This is a genomic window from Streptomyces sp. NPDC008092, assembly GCF_042957285.1.
Classification (GTDB): domain Bacteria; phylum Actinomycetota; class Actinomycetes; order Streptomycetales; family Streptomycetaceae; genus Streptomyces.
On record NZ_JBIBHY010000002.1, the window covers coordinates 155,215 to 169,760 of the forward strand.

A 14,546-nucleotide genomic window follows, 5' to 3' on the forward strand; every position below is an offset into this window, starting at 1 on the left:
GCCCTCCACGGAACGGTCACAGGGGCTGCGCAGACGACTCATAAGCGCTGTAATGGCGGCGTGGTCAGTGAGGGTGCTGCGATACGCGGAACGAGAACGGATCGCGCCGAAATCGCCCTCGAAACGCTCACTGGCGATCCCGGCGCACCCGATCGGCTCCGTCGCGTGCTCGAACAGGCGCTGGTCTTCGCAGGCGCGGCCTTCGCCGGGGTGTACACGCCCGGCGACGACGGCGCCGTGCTGCGCCTCGCCGAGTCGGCGGGCCTGCCCCGCACCCTCTACGGGCTGCGCGACGCCTACCCGGCGATCGGGCGGTCCCCGGCGGCGGAGGCGTACGGCACCGGGCGGTCCGTCTGGCTCGGGCCCGACGAACTGGCCGGCTGCCCCGACGCCCGGCGGACCCCGTCCCAGGAGTTCTGGCTGGCCGTCCTGCCCCTGCCCGGCGGCGCCGGGCTCCTCGTCGCGGTCAGCGAACGCGACGACGGGTTCGGCCCCGAGGACCGCGCCTGCCTGGACCTGGTGGCCGAGGCGATCGCCCTGCCCGCCCCGCTGCCGCCGGCCGCGGACACCGGTGAACTGCCCGCCGACGCCTTCAGCCTCGCGATGGACACCGGCCGGATCGCGGTCGGCGACGGCATCCTCGGTCTCTTCCGGATGGGCCGGAACGAGTTCGACGGCAAGGTCGAGACCCTGCTGGGCCGCACCCTGCCGGAGGACCTGCCCGCGCTGATGTCCGTCGTCGAGGCCGACCACATGTCCATCGGCGACCGCGAGCTGGAGTTCCGGATCCTGCAGCCCTCCGGGCCGCCCAAGTGGCTGCGGCTGCGCGGCCGGCTGGTGCCCGGCGGCGAGGGCCGCCCGGCCCGGCTGGCCGGCACCGTCGCCGACGCCTCCACGCTCCGCTCGGACGTCACCGACGTGACCCGGGTGCAGCAGCTCGCCGCCTCCCTGGCCACCGCCCGCACGGTCAAGGACGTCGGCCAGGCCGTCGTCAACGCCCTGCGCGAGCCGCTCAAGGCCGACCGGATCGCCCTGGCCGAACTGGAGAACGACCGCCTGGTCGTCACCGTCCTCGACCCGCCCGAGGCCGAGTCCTGGCCCGAGCTGTGGCGCAGCGAGTGGCGCAGCGAGTGGCCCGACGCCCCGGTGCGGTCCATGCCCACCCTCGCCGCCGCCCTGCGCGAGGGCCGGGCCCAGATCTGGCCCGCCCGGGCCGCCCTGGAACCCGCCCTCGCCGAGGTCGGCCCCGGCGGCCTCGCCATCCTTCCGCTGCCCGCCGGCGGCCGGATGGCCGGCGCCTGCCTGATCGGCTGGGACACCCCGCACGACTTCGGCCCCGACGAACGCGCCCTGCTCACCGCCTCCGCCGGCCTCGCGGGCGAAGCCCTGATGCGCGCCCACGCCTTCGACGCCGAGCACGAACTCGTCGGGATGCTCCAGCGCGCCCTGCTGCCGCGCCGGCTGCCCCGGCTGCCCGGTGCCGAGGCCGTCGCCCGCTACCTGCCCACCACCGAGGGCGGCCTGGAGGTCGGCGGTGACTGGTACGACGTGATCCCGCTGACCGACAACCACGTCGCCCTCGTCATCGGCGACGTCCAGGGCCACAACGCGAGCGCCGCCGCCCTCATGGGACAGATGCGCACCGCGCTGCGCGCCTACGCCGCCGAGGGGCACACCCCGGACGTCGTCGTCTCGCACGCCAACCGGCTGCTCCTCGACATGGAGAGCGACCTCTTCGCCACCTGCTGCTACGTCGACGTCGACATGGAGGACGGCACCGCGTGGTGCGTGCGCGCCGGACACCTGCCGCCCGTGCTGCGCCAGCCGGACGGCACCACGCGCATCGCCGAGACCGAGGGCGGCCCGCCGCTCGGCGTGCTCGGCCGGACCGAGTTCCCGATGACCCAGCTCAGCCTGCGCCCCGGCACCCTGCTCGCGCTCACCACCGACGGCCTGGTCGAGTCCCCCGACGCCGACATCGACGAGGGCATGGAGCGCTTCGCCCGCGACCTCGCCGGCGCCGACCCCGCCCACCTGGGCCTGGCCGCCGACGCCCTGCTCGGCAACGCCCCCCGCGCCGACGACGTCGCCCTGCTGCTGATGCGCTACGACGGCATGGCCGTCCGCCCGCTGCGGGAGAGCTGGACGGTGTGGCGGGTCCCCGAGGCGGCCCGGCACGCCCGCCGCTTCAGCAGGCGCACCCTGCGCTCGTGGGGCGTGAGGGACCAGGCCATGGACGCGGCCCTGCTGGTGGTCTCCGAACTCGTCACCAACGCCCTCATCCACACCGACGGACCCGTCCGGCTCGACCTGACCCTGGTCGACCACCGGCTGCGGATCGCCGTCGCGGACGCCTCGCCGCGCAGCCCGGTGAAGCCCACCAACATCGGCTGGGAGGCGACCGGCGGGCGCGGCATCTTCCTGGTGGAGGCGGTGTCCACCGCCTGGGGGACCGTGCCGGCCAGCGGCGGCAAGCAGGTGTGGGCGGAACTCGTCCTGCCGGACTGACCCCGGCTCTCGACAGGCGGCGCGGCCCGACCCTCCTTAGTGTCCATGACGTGGCACACACCTTCGAAGAACTCGTGGCGAAGCACCGCGCTGCCGACGCGGCCCACGACAAGGTCCTGGAACTGCGGGACACCTACGGGCCACCGGCCCGGCAGCAGCCGGGCGGCGCCCAGTCGGAGACCTACGAGACCGCCCTGCGCGCCTGGCGCGACCTGGCCCGGGACGAACTGACCGCGGTCAACGAGTTCGCCCGCGACGAGGGCCGGTCCCGGTCCGAGATCGAGGCGGAGGTGGAGCGCGCGGCGGCCCGGCCGGAGGGCCCCTGACCTGCAGACAAAACGGGCGGGATGCCGTTACGGGGCACCTCGTGGTCACATGACGTCCGCACCGAGGCCATACTGTCGTAACCAGTCAGGAAAACAGAAGAACGTCTCAATCAGATGTTCACCTATAAGGTGTAGCGAATGAAGGCTTTGGTGCTCTCCGGCGGTGCCGGAACACGGCTGCGGCCGATCACCCACACATCGGCGAAACAGCTCGTGCCGGTGGCGAACAAACCCGTGCTCTTCTACGGGCTCGAATCCCTCGCCGCCGCGGGCGTCACCGAGGTCGGAATGATCGTCGGCGACACCGCCGCCGAGATCGAGGAGGCGGTCGGCGACGGGTCGAAGTTCGGCCTGGACGTCACCTACATCCCCCAGGACCAGCCGCTGGGCCTGGCGCACGCGGTGCTGATCGCCCGCGACTTCCTCGGCGACGACGACTTCGTCATGTACCTGGGCGACAACTTCATCGTCGGCGGCATCAGCGGACTCGTCGACGAGTTCCGCGAGACCCGCCCCGACGCCCAGATCCTTCTCACCCACGTGCCCAACCCGCGCGCCTTCGGCGTCGCCGAGCTGGACGCCGACGGCCAGGTGGTCGGCCTGGAGGAGAAGCCGCAGGAGCCCAAGAGCGACCTCGCCCTGGTCGGCGTCTACCTGTTCACGCCCGCCATCCACGACGCCGTGCGCGCCATCAAGCCGTCGTGGCGCGGCGAGCTGGAGATCACCCACGCCATCCAGCACCTCATCGACCAGCGCGCCGACGTGCGCTCCACGGTGATCAAGGGCTACTGGAAGGACACCGGCAACGTCGTCGACATGCTGGAGGTCAACCGGACCGTCCTGGAGAGCCAGGAGCCGCGCATCGACGGCGAGGTCGACGAGGCCAGCCAGATCGTCGGCCGCGTGGTCGTCGAGGCCGGCGCGCGCGTCACCAACTCCCGGATCGTCGGCCCGGCCGTGATCGGCGCCGGGACCGTCGTCGGCGACTCCTACGTGGGCCCTTTCACGTCGGTCGCCGAGAACTGCCGGATCACCCAGAGTGAGCTGGAGTTCTCCATAGTGCTGCGGGACTCCTCCATCGACGGGGTGGGCAGGATCGAGTCCTCGCTGATCGGCCGGCACGTCGAGGTCACCCCGGCACCCGGCACCCCCAGCGCCCACCGCCTCGTTCTCGGAGACCACAGCAAGGTGCAGATCCGTTCATGAACCTCCTCGTCACCGGCGCCGCCGGCTTCATCGGCTCCACCTACGTCCGTGGCCTCCTCGCCGACAACGCCCCCGACGCGCCGCACATCACCGTGCTGGACAAGCTCACCTACGCGGGCACCCTGACGAACCTGCCCGAGTCGCACCCCCGCCTGACCTTCGTGCAGGGCGACATCTGCGACGCCGAGCTGGTCGACAAGCTCATGGCGGAGGCCGACCAGGTCGTGCACTTCGCGGCCGAGTCGCACGTCGACCGCTCCATCGACGGCGCGGGCGCGTTCGTCCGCACCAACGTGGTCGGCACCCAGACCCTCCTGGACGCGGCCCTGCGGCACGGCGTCGGCCCGTTCGTGCACGTCTCCACCGACGAGGTCTACGGCTCGATCGAGACCGGCTCCTGGCCCGAGAGCCACCCGCTCCAGCCGAACTCGCCGTACTCCGCCTCCAAGGCCTCCTCGGACCTGCTCGCGCTGGCCTTCCACCGCACCCACGGCCTGGACGTCCGCGTCACGCGCTGCTCCAACAACTACGGGCCGCACCAGTTCCCCGAGAAGGTCATCCCGCTCTTCGTGAGCAACCTCCTCGACGGCAGGAACGTGCCGCTCTACGGCGACGGCAGCAACGTCCGCGACTGGCTGCACGTCGAGGACCACTGCCAGGGCATCGACCTGGTCCGCACCGGCGGCCGGGCCGGCGAGGTCTACAACATCGGCGGCGGCACCGAGCTCAGCAACAAGGAGCTCACCGGCCTGCTGCTGGCGGCCTGCGGAGCCGACTGGGACCGCGTCGACCGCGTCGCCGACCGCAAGGGCCACGACCAGCGCTACTCCGTCGACTGGAGCAAGATCCACGACGAGCTGGGCTACACCCCCAAGCACGACTTCACCTCGGGCCTCGCCGACACCGTCGCCTGGTACCGCGACAACCGGGACTGGTGGGAGCCGCTCAAGGAGCGTGCCGCCCTGGAGTCCCGCAAGGAGCAGGAGAAGCGCTGATGAAGTGGCTCGTCGCCGGAGCGGGAGGCATGCTCGGTCACGACGTGACCGAGGAACTCGCCCGCCGGGGTGAGGAGGTCGTGGCCCTCGGCCGCGCCGGCCTCGACATCACCAGCGCCGACTCGGTGGCCTCGGCGTTCGCCGCGCACCGGCCCGACCTGGTGGTCAACTGCGCCGCTTACACGGCCGTCGACGACGCCGAGACCGACGAGGAGCGGGCCCTGCTGATCAACGGCGAGGGCCCGCGCCTGCTGGCCGGCGCCGCCGCCCGGCACGGCGCCCGCCTCGTCCACGTCTCCACGGACTACGTCTTCGACGGCGAGGCCCGCACCGCCCCGTATCCCGAGGACCACCCGACGGCCCCGCGTACCGCCTACGGGCGCACCAAGCTCGCGGGCGAGCGGGCCGTCCTGGCGGAACTCCCGGGCGCGAGCGCGGTCGTGCGCACCGCCTGGCTGTACGGCACGCGCGGGAAGAGCTTCGTGCGCACCATGATCGAGCTGGAGTCCCGCCGGGACACCCTCGACGTGGTCGACGACCAGCGCGGCCAGCCCACCTGGAGCGCCGACCTGGCCGCCCGGATCGCCGACCTCGGCCCGCGTATCGGCCGGGACGACCGCGCGCACGGCGTCTTCCACGGCACCAACTCCGGCGCGGCCACCTGGTGCGAGCTGGCCCGTGAGGTGTTCCGTCTGCTCGACGCCGACCCCGAGCGGGTCCGCCCCACCACCAGCGAGGCGTTCGTCCGCCCGGCCCCCCGCCCCGCCTACAGCGCCCTCGGGCACGACCGGTGGGCCGAGGTGGGCCTGGAGCCGCTGCGGGACTGGCGCCAGGCCCTCGCGGAGGGGCTGCCACTCATCCGCAAGGAGCTGTCCCTCTAGGGCAGTTCGCGACAACGTGCCGCAGGGCGGCCGACGGCTCACCGAGCGCGTCGGCCGCCCTGCGGCGTACCGGGCGGCTTCCCCGGTGACCGTTGACTGGTGACCGGCGGCCGGCGGCGATCAGCCGTGGGTCTTGGCGAGCAGCTCCAGGACCTCCGCCGTGCTGCCGGACTCGCCGAGCCGCGGGAAGATCCGCTCGACGCTGCTCCGGTGCGCCTCGCCGTCGCCGTCGGCCATGGCGTCCGTGGCGAGCGTCACGTGGTAGCCGTGTGCGTAGGCGTCCCGGGCGGTGGACTCCACACCGATGCTGGTGGCGATGCCGGTCAGCACGATCTGGGTGACGCCCCGGCGGCGCAGCTGGACGTCGAGGTCGGTGCCGTGGAAGGCGCTCCAGTTGTGCTTGGTGACATGGATGTCGCCGTCGTGGCCGGAGAGTTCGTCGACGACGACGTCCCAGCCCGCCGGGAAGGCGAGGCCGCGCGCCTGCCGCTCGGTGCGGCCCGGGACGGCGTCGGCGAAGTCGGCCGCGAAGGAGACCCGGACCAGGACGACGGGCAGCTTCCGGGCGCGGAAGGCGTCGGCGAGCTCCGCCGTGCGGGCCACCACCTCGGCGCCGGTGTGCGGCTGGGTGGGCATGGCCGCGATGCCGTTCTGGAGGTCGATGACGACAAGGGCGGTACGCGGGTCGAGCGTGCTCAGAGACATGGGGTGGATCAGGCCTTTCGGAGGGCTTGACGAGGTCGGGGGGTGAGCCGGGCCAGGGAGCGGTCCGGCAGGGTGATCGCCAGCAGCAGTGCCGAGCCGGCGAGCATGAACAGGGCCAGGCCGTGCAGCCCGCCCGTGTCGGCGCGGTGCGGGTAGAACGCCGCGGTGGCGGCGGAGGCACCCAGCGCGCCGAGGTACATGAAGGTGCGCAGCAGTCCGGCCGCGGAACCGATCCGCTCCGGGTCGGCCTGCCGGTAGAGCGCGGTCTGCGCGGCGAGTCCGAGCAGGCCCTGCGGGATGCCGAGCAGCGCGCCGGCCGCGAGCAGCAGCCAGACCGGGCTGTCCGCACCGACCAGCAGCAGGGCCGCGCAGCCCGCGATCTGCAGCACGGAGCCGGTCACCAGCTTGGCGCGGACGGCCTCCCGGCGGCCGGTGACCGTTGCGGTGACGAGCGCGGCGGCCGACAGGGGGAGCAGCGCGAGCCCGGCCGTGGAGGCGCCGAGCCCGCGGCCCTGCTCCAGCCACTGCGTGTAGCCGTACAGGAAGGCGTACGAGGTGGTGTACGCGAGCAGTTGGCGCACGTAGGTGACGATGAGAGGGACGTTGCCGCCGAGGACGCGCAGGTCGACGAACGGGTCGGGCACCCGCAGCTCCCGCGCGGCGAAGACGGCGGCCGTGGCCAGGGTGAGCGCCGGCAGGTACCAGAGATCCGGCCGCGGGCTCATCAGGAAGAGCATCAGGGAGACCAGCAGGACGGCGAACAGGGCCATGCCCGGCAGGTCCATGCGCTGCCGCTGCCCGGCGGTCGCGGTCCTCGGCAGCCACTTCACGCCGAGCACCAGACAGGCCGCGGAGAGCGGCACGTTGACCGTGAACACCAGGTGCCAGCCGCCGGCGCCGATCAGCACCCCGCCCAGCGTCGGACCGATCACGGCCACGGTCTGGGCGGACACGGCGAGCGCCGTCAGCACTCCGGCCGGGCTGTCCTGCCCGGTGCGTTCGGCCTCGCTCCGGGTCAGCCGCATCGCCGCCGGGTACGCCGCCGACGTACCGAAGCCGAGCAGCACCCGCGCCGCGATCAGCACGCCCAGCGAGGGTGCGAGGGCACCCATCAGCCCGGCGACGCCCACCAGGCCGGTGCCGACCAGGTAGAGCCGGCGCGGCCCGTACATGTCCACCAGCCGGCCGATCACCGGCTGGCCCACGGCCGTCGCCAGGTACAGGGCGGTGACCAGCCACGCCGTCTCGGCGGGCGGGGCCCCGAAGGCGATGCCGATCGGCACCAGGGCCACCGCGATCATCGAGGAGTTGATCGGGTTCAGTACGGAACCCAGGACCATCGGCGCGATCAGCCGCCGGTCGAATCCGGCGGGGGCGGGGCGGGAGTCCTTGCGGGGGCCTGCGGCGAGCCTCGGTATCACGGGCGCGACAGCCGTTCGAGCAGCTCGATCGCGGTGAGGAGGGTCCGGCGCTCGTCCTCCGTGTACCGGTCCTGGAAGGCGCGGGCCAGCCACTCGTCACGGGCCTGCCGGTTGCCCTCGACGCGGGCCTGGCCGGCCTCGGTCAGGGTGACCAGCTGGCGGCGGCCGTCGGTCGGGTCGGGGCTGCGGCGGATCAGCCCCTGCTGGTCGAGTGCGGCCAGGGTGGCGGCCATCGACTGCGGGCGCACCCCCTCGGCGGAGGCCAGCGCACTGGCCGTGGCCGCGCCGTGCTTCGACACCAGGGTGAGGGCCGACTCCTGCGACGGGGTGAGGTCGGCGTCCTGGGCGACCTCGCGGATACGGCGGCGCATCCGGCTGAACATCACGCGCAGGTCGCGCGCCGCGCGGGTCGCGGAATCGGAGATCTCTGCCATGCGCCCACCGTAGAACCGTCAGCCGAGACTGTCCAGTCTGGCTGTCCAGTCGAGACTGGCCAGTCGCGACTGTTAAGGCTGAACTGAAGATCATGGCGGGGTTCTCTGGCCTACGCTGGCCGGGTGCGCCTGCTCCTGACCTCCGACACGCACCTCCCGCTGCGTGCCAAGCGGCTCCCGGACCAGCTCCTCGCCGAGCTGCCGCGCGCGGACGTCGTCCTGCACGCCGGCGACTGGGTCGACGAGGCCACCCTCGACCTGCTGGAGAGCCGCAGCCGCCGCCTCGTCGGGGTGTACGGCAACAACGACGGCCCCGGCCTGCGCGCCCGGCTCCCCGAGGTGGCCCACGCCGACCTGGGCGGCCTGCGTTTCGGGGTGGTCCACGAGACCGGTCCCGCCCAGGGCCGCGAGGCCCGCTGCGCCGCCCGCTTCCCCGACCTGGACGTCCTGGTCTTCGGGCACAGCCACATCCCGTGGGACACCACGGCCCCGGGCGGCCTGCGGCTGCTCAATCCCGGCTCCCCGACTGACCGGCGACGCCAGCCGCACTGCACCTACCTCACCGCGACCGTCGCCGACGGCGCGCTCGCCGAGGTGACGCTGCACCGGCTGCCGCCGCGCTGAGGGGGCCCGTCAGGGCGCGATCCCGACCCCGTCGATCCCGCTCCACCGCTTCTCCTGCGCCGCCGTCATGGCGGGCCAGCGCAGCCCGCCCGGCCGCGGCCGGACCCGGGAGGCGTAGGAGGCGGGGCGGAAGTCCGGGTCGTAGAAACACCCCGTGGCGTAGGTCCGGTCGAACGCGGCGCACGAGTCCGCGATCCTCCCAGGCGTCGGCTTCCGGTCCGTGCGCACCCAACGGTCAAGCGCCGCAATGGAGTTGGCGTACTCCGCGTCGCTCAGCGCGCTGTGCTCGGACTCGTGGGTGAAGGTCTGCACGAGGTACCGGTCCCGGTGCGCGCCGCGCAGGGTGGCCCGGTAGGCCGCCTCGTGCTCCACGAACGCCGTCGGATCGTCGATCGCGTGCAGCGTGAGCACCGGGATCGACACCCTGCCGGTGAGATCGCTGTCGTAGGACAGGTCGCGCACCGCCGTCGGATCGGCGGCGAACCGCTCCACCCCGGCGTTGAGCGCCTCGTCGTCGTGCGACCCCGAGTACCGGACACCCGTGTTCGAGAAGGGATTACGGCCGCCGAGCCGGCCGATCACGATGTCCCGGAACGTGAAGACCGCGAACCGCAGATGCGACTCCAGGGTGCGCTCGGGGACGCCGGTGACGGCGAGGATGTCGTCGAGGTTGCGCTGCTGGAGGGCGGTGCGGTCCTGCGGGGCCGACGCGTAGCCCGTGCACTCCTGGAGCCGGGAGCGCAGTCCGGCCGTCGTCAGCGTCGAGTCCGCGCGCAGCCCCTGCCACAGCGGGTACTGGGGTTCGGTCGGCCGGGGCATGTTCTGGCAGTAGTACTGGTAGACCACGCGGAGGTCGACGCGGTAGTCGTACCCGCGGGACCCGCCGCCGAGGACACCGCTGGTGAGCAGCGCCCCGTCGTACGGTCCGCCCCGCCTCCCGTACACCTCGACGACCTTGGCGGCGACGTCCCCGCCCCAGGACTGCCCGTGCACGTAGGTCCGCCGCGGCTTCCCGAAGTTCGCGACGAACAGCCGGCGCACGTTCTCGGTGTCCGCGGCGGCCATGCGGGTGCCGTAACCGCCCCTGCGGTACGACGAACCCGCCCAGGCGTAGCCCTCCTTCACCATCACCGACCAGCGGGCCAGGTCGTCGACGCTGCGCGCCGGCTCCGAGCCGGTGCCGAGGTCGGGGCCGCCGTGGGCGTGCACGACCAGGGAGCCGTTCCAGTGCTCGGGGACGGCGATGGCGTAGTACGCGCCGTTGGCGTCCTGGCCGGTGTAACAGGTGGCCCTGCCGTCGAGTTCCGCCGGGCAGGAGACGGCGGCCGGCGGTGGTGCCGCCGCCTGTGCGGGAGGGGCGCCGGCGAAGGCGGCGGCGAGGGCCGCCGTCAGCGAGGCGAGCAGTCCGGTACGCCGGTGGCGGCTGCTCCGGCGGACCCGTGCGGGGGTTCTCGACCTGTCCAAGGCGCGGCTCCCTGTCCTCGGCGGCGCTTCGTCGCGCCGTCCGCGGCGATGCTAGGGAGCGGTCCGGGACCGGAACCATGGCCCGGGCGTTGTGTTCATAGTGTTCGGCGGACGGAACGGTCACCGGTGGCCTGCGCGATGCCGCCGAAGGCGCCGGCGCAGCCGTGCCGCCGCCACCGTGAGCACGGCGAGCACGGCGGCCACCGCGGCGGCCCGCTTGGCCACCGGTACCCCGGCCGTACGCAACAGGTCGAGCGGCTGTGCCGGTTCGGTGTCCCCGAAGTCCTCGCCGCCCGGCTCCGGTTCGCCGACGGGGCCGGGCGGCCGCTCGGCCAGCCGCTCCGCCAGGCAGTCCGCGAACTGCCCCACCAGCCGGTCGCCGACCTCCGACAGCACCCCGCGCCCGAACTGCGCGGGACGTCCGGTCACCGTGAGGTCGGTACGGACCGACACCGCGGTACCGCCCTCGCGTTCGGCGAGCGTCGCGGTGACCGTCGCCCGGGCCGTGCCCTGCCCGCGGGTCTCCCGGCCGCTCGCCGCCAGCACCATACGGTGGGACGTCTCGTCCTGTTCCTCGAAGACCGCGGTGCCCCGGTAGGTCACGGTGACCGGGCCGACCCTGACCTTCACCGAACCTGTCACGGTCCTGCCGTCGTAGTCCTCCACGACCGCGCCGGGCAGGCAGGGCGCGACCCGTTCGATGTCCAGCAGCGCGTGCCAGGCGTCCTCGACCGGGACGGGGACGGCGAACTCGTGGTGCAGTTCCATGACTCACTCCTCCTGACGGTCAGTCCGGTCAGTCCGGTCGGCCCGGTCAGCGGACGGCGGGTGCGTGGATGGCGCCGGTGGTCGTGGCCAGTGGTGCCCCGCTGCCGCCCCAGCGCAGGGCGACGATCTCGGCGGCGACGGACACGGCGACCTCCTCGGGGGTGCGGGCGCCGAGGTCGAGCCCCAACGGCGAGCGGAGCCGGGACAGTTCGGCCTCGGTGAGACCGGACTCGGCGAGCCGCGCGCGCCGTTCGTCGTGGGTCCTGCGGCTGCCCATCGCCCCGATGTAGGCGGCCGGCCGGCGCAGTGCCTCCTCCAGCAGCGGCACGTCGAACTTCGGGTCGTGGGTGAGGACGCAGATCACCGTGCGGTCGTCGGTGTCCGTGCCGCTCAGGTAGCGGTGCGGCCAGTCGACGACGACCTCGACGGCCGCGGGGAAGCGCTTCGGGGTGGCGAAGACCGGGCGGGCGTCGCAGACGGTGACCCGGTAGCCGAGGAAGTCGCCGATGCGGGCCACCGCGGCCGCGTAGTCGATCGCGCCGAAGACCAGCATCCGGGGCGGCGGCGCGAACGACTGGAGGAACACGGTGACCGCGTCCTCTCGGCGTTCGCCGTGCGGGCCGTAGTGCCTCAGGACCGAGGCGCCGAGCGCGAGTTCGCCGCGCGCGTCGGCGGTGACGGCCACGTCGAGGCCGGTGGCGCCTAGGGAACCGGCCGTCCGGTCCGGCCAGACGGCGAGCGTGGCGCCCCGCGCTGCGGGTCCGTCCACCACCGTGGCCACGGTCACCGGCTCGCCCGCCGCGACCGACGCGGCGACCGCGCCGAACTCCGGGTCGGAGTCCGCGGTCACCGGCCGGACCAGCAGGGTGATCTCGCCGCCGCAGGTCAGCCCGACCGCGAAGGCGTCCTCGTCGCTGTAGCCGAAGGTCTGCAGCGACGGCTCGCCGGTCGCGACGACCTCCCGCGCCAGCTCGAAGACGGCGCCCTCGACACAGCCGCCGGACACGCTGCCCACCACCTCGTCGTCCGGCCCCACGGCCATGGCCGCACCCGGGCCGCGCGGCGCGCTCCGGCTGACCGCCACCACCGTGGCGAGGCCGAACGGGATCCCCGCAGCGTGCCAGCCGGCCAGCGTCGGCAGAATCTCACGCACCCTCCGCTCCCTTCCCCGGCGCGGCACCGTCCTGCGCGCCCCGCACCACCGCGGCGAGCCGCTCGAGAGCGGCCAGGCTGTGCCCGGCAACGAAGGCGTCGACGCTGGGCAGCGCCGCCGCCATCCCGGCCGCCAGCGGCGCGTAACCGGGCCGCGCCTTGCGCGGGTTCGCCCAGACCACCTGGTGCGCCAGGCCGTGCAGCCGGCGCATCTGCTGCCCGAGCAGCTCCGGATCGCCGCGCTCCCAGCCGTCCGAGAGCAGGACGACGACCGCACCCCGCGCCATGCCGCGCTGCCCCCACCGGTTCAGGAACTCGCGCAGCAGCTCGCCGAGCCGGGTGCCGCCGCGCCAGTCGGGCACGGCCGCCGCGACCTCCGCCATCGCCAGCTCCGGGTCACGGTGCGACAGTTCGCGGGTCACCCGGGTCAGCCGGGTGCCGACGGTGAACACCTCCGTACGGCCCGCCCGCACCGCCGCGTGCGCGAACCGCAGCAGCGCGTCGGCGTACGGTCCCATCGAACCGCTCACGTCGACGAGCAGCACCACCCGGCGCGGCCGCGCCACCCGCGCGTGCCGCCGCAGCAGGGCCGGTTCCCCGCCGCGCCGCAGCAACTCCCGTACCGTGCGCCGCGGATCGACCTCACCGCGGCGGGCGGGCCGCCGCCGCGCCGAGCGCCGGGTCTGACCCTCCAGCGTGAACGCGGCCAGCAGACGGCGCAGTTGGGCCCGTTCGGCGGCGTCCAGCTCGGTGACGTCGCGGTGCCGCAGGACTTCGGTAGAGCTGGCCAGGGCGGCGGTGGGCGGACCCTGCGGCTCGCTCTCGCCGGCGGAGCGGGGCGCCGTGGCCGCCTCCCGTGCGACGAGCCGCAGCCGTGGCGGGGGAGCGGTCCGCACCGGCCGCCGGGCGGGGGCGCCGGACGGGCCGAAGTACGCGGCGAACACCCTGTCGTACCGCTCCAGGTCGTCATGGCCGCCGCACAGCGTGGCCCGTCCCGCCCAGTACACGTCCGAACGCGTCCCCGGCCGCAACACGGCCACCGCGCGCAGGAACGCGTACCCGCGCTCGGCGCTCGCATCCACCCCCGCCGCCCGCAACGCCCGTACGAAACCGAGCAGTACGGCATCCGCCGGCACCCCGGCCGTCCTCGACAGCGCCGCGTCCATCTCCGGTCACCCGCCCCGGGCCGCGAGGACCGCCGAGAGATCGAGCCCCCGCGCCCGCTCCGTGTCCTCCCGGTACTTCAGCACCGAACCCAGCGTCGCCACGGCCAGGTCCGCGTCCACCTCGCTCGCCCCCAGCGCGTCCAGCGCCTCCGCCCAGTCCAGCGTCTCGGCCACCCCGGGCGGCTTGACCAGGTCCGCGCCGCGCAGCGCCTGCACCAATGCCGTGACCTGCTCGGCGAGGCGGGCCGACACCCGCGGCAACCGGCTGCGCACGATGGCCAGTTCGTGGGCGAAGGAGGGGTGGTCGAACCAGTGGTAGAGGCACCGCCGCTTCAGCGCGTCGTGCACCTCGCGGGTCCGGTTCGAGGTCAGGACCACCACCGGCGGCACCTCGGCCCGCAGCGTGCCCAGCTCCGGGATGGTCACCGAGTACTCGGACAGCAGCTCGAGCAGGAACGCCTCGAACTCGTCGTCGGCCCGGTCGATCTCGTCGACCAGCAGCACCGACGGATGCTGCTGGAGGGCCAGCAGCAGCGGCCGGGCGATCAGGAAGCGCCGGTCGTACAGCTCGCTCTCCAGCCGGTCCGCGTCCTGCACGCCCGCCGCCTCGGCGGCCCGCAGGTGCAGCAGCTGGCGCGGGAAGTCCCAGTCGTACAGGGCCTGGGAGGCGTCGATGCCCTCGTGGCACTGGAGCCGGATCAGCGGTGCGCCCAGCGCCTCGGCGAGGGCGGCGGCGAGCGCGGTCTTGCCCACGCCGGCGTCGCCCTCGCAGAACAGCGGCCGGTGCAGTCGCAGGGCCAGGAAGCAGGTGACGGCCAGCCCTTCGTCGACGAGGTAGCCCGTCTCCGCCAGCCGGGCCCCCACCTGCTCCGGGTCGTCCATCGGGGGAATCGGCG

Annotated in this window: 14 protein-coding genes; 6 read left to right on the top strand and 8 right to left on the bottom strand. The window is 73.9% G+C overall.

What is annotated here, in order from left to right; all coding sequences use genetic code 11:
* Positions 1–60: 60 nt before the first annotated feature.
* The 5 genes from ACFZB3_RS05625 (at position 61) to rfbD (ending at position 5,916) form a co-directional block, all read left to right on the top strand.
* Positions 61–2,508, top strand: a complete 2,448-nt coding sequence (locus tag ACFZB3_RS05625) for a SpoIIE family protein phosphatase (protein WP_391370186.1) — start codon at positions 61–63, stop codon at positions 2,506–2,508.
* A 50-nt stretch (positions 2,509–2,558) separates the two neighbouring features.
* Complete coding sequence (locus ACFZB3_RS05630; RefSeq protein WP_391370189.1) at positions 2,559–2,834, top strand: hypothetical protein; 276 nt, start codon at positions 2,559–2,561, stop codon at positions 2,832–2,834.
* A gap of 138 nt (positions 2,835–2,972) precedes the next feature.
* Entirely contained in the window at positions 2,973–4,040 is a 1,068-nt protein-coding gene (locus tag ACFZB3_RS05635; protein ID WP_391370192.1) for a glucose-1-phosphate thymidylyltransferase, read from the top strand.
* The gene (rfbB, locus tag ACFZB3_RS05640; protein ID WP_391370195.1) at positions 4,037–5,035 is read left to right on the top strand and encodes a dTDP-glucose 4,6-dehydratase; all 999 of its coding nucleotides are present in this window, start codon (positions 4,037–4,039) and stop codon (positions 5,033–5,035) included. The genes ACFZB3_RS05635 and rfbB overlap by 4 nt, the downstream gene beginning before the upstream one ends.
* Complete coding sequence (rfbD, locus tag ACFZB3_RS05645) at positions 5,035–5,916, top strand: dTDP-4-dehydrorhamnose reductase (protein WP_391370197.1); 882 nt, start codon at positions 5,035–5,037, stop codon at positions 5,914–5,916. Before rfbB ends, rfbD begins: the two co-directional genes overlap by 1 nt.
* 120 nt (positions 5,917–6,036) lie before the next feature.
* Here the strand turns inward: rfbD and ACFZB3_RS05650 are convergent, their stop codons facing one another.
* From ACFZB3_RS05650 to ACFZB3_RS05660, 3 genes are read right to left on the bottom strand one after another with little or no spacing between them, the layout of a single operon-like run.
* The gene (locus ACFZB3_RS05650) at positions 6,037–6,621 is read right to left on the bottom strand and encodes a hydrolase (RefSeq protein WP_391370200.1); all 585 of its coding nucleotides are present in this window, start codon (positions 6,619–6,621) and stop codon (positions 6,037–6,039) included.
* An 8-nt stretch (positions 6,622–6,629) separates the two neighbouring features.
* A complete protein-coding gene (locus ACFZB3_RS05655) occupies positions 6,630–8,042 on the bottom strand; it encodes an MFS transporter (RefSeq protein WP_391370203.1) in 1,413 nt (470 codons plus the stop codon).
* Complete coding sequence (locus tag ACFZB3_RS05660) at positions 8,039–8,476, bottom strand: MarR family transcriptional regulator (RefSeq protein WP_351711812.1); 438 nt, start codon at positions 8,474–8,476, stop codon at positions 8,039–8,041. Before ACFZB3_RS05660 ends, ACFZB3_RS05655 begins: the two co-directional genes overlap by 4 nt.
* Positions 8,477–8,599: 123 nt before the next feature.
* On the opposite strand from ACFZB3_RS05660, the gene ACFZB3_RS05665 reads away from it, so the two are divergent.
* A complete protein-coding gene (locus ACFZB3_RS05665) occupies positions 8,600–9,100 on the top strand; it encodes a YfcE family phosphodiesterase (RefSeq protein ID WP_391370205.1) in 501 nt (166 codons plus the stop codon).
* Between the two features lie 9 nt (positions 9,101–9,109).
* Here the strand turns inward: ACFZB3_RS05665 and ACFZB3_RS05670 are convergent, their stop codons facing one another.
* The 5 genes from ACFZB3_RS05670 to ACFZB3_RS05690 form a co-directional block, all read right to left on the bottom strand.
* Complete coding sequence (locus tag ACFZB3_RS05670; protein WP_391372040.1) at positions 9,110–10,504, bottom strand: hypothetical protein; 1,395 nt, start codon at positions 10,502–10,504, stop codon at positions 9,110–9,112.
* A 180-nt stretch (positions 10,505–10,684) separates the two neighbouring features.
* Positions 10,685–11,332, bottom strand: a complete 648-nt coding sequence (locus ACFZB3_RS05675; protein WP_391370208.1) for an SRPBCC domain-containing protein — start codon at positions 11,330–11,332, stop codon at positions 10,685–10,687.
* Between the two features lie 46 nt (positions 11,333–11,378).
* Positions 11,379–12,485 (bottom strand): XdhC family protein, encoded by a 1,107-nt coding sequence (locus ACFZB3_RS05680; RefSeq protein WP_391370211.1) that lies wholly within the window; start codon positions 12,483–12,485, stop codon positions 11,379–11,381.
* A complete protein-coding gene (locus tag ACFZB3_RS05685) occupies positions 12,478–13,650 on the bottom strand; it encodes a VWA domain-containing protein (protein ID WP_391370214.1) in 1,173 nt (390 codons plus the stop codon). The genes ACFZB3_RS05680 and ACFZB3_RS05685 overlap by 8 nt, the downstream gene beginning before the upstream one ends.
* A gap of 6 nt (positions 13,651–13,656) precedes the next feature.
* Complete coding sequence (locus ACFZB3_RS05690; protein WP_391370217.1) at positions 13,657–14,532, bottom strand: AAA family ATPase; 876 nt, start codon at positions 14,530–14,532, stop codon at positions 13,657–13,659.
* Positions 14,533–14,546 lie beyond the last annotated feature (14 nt).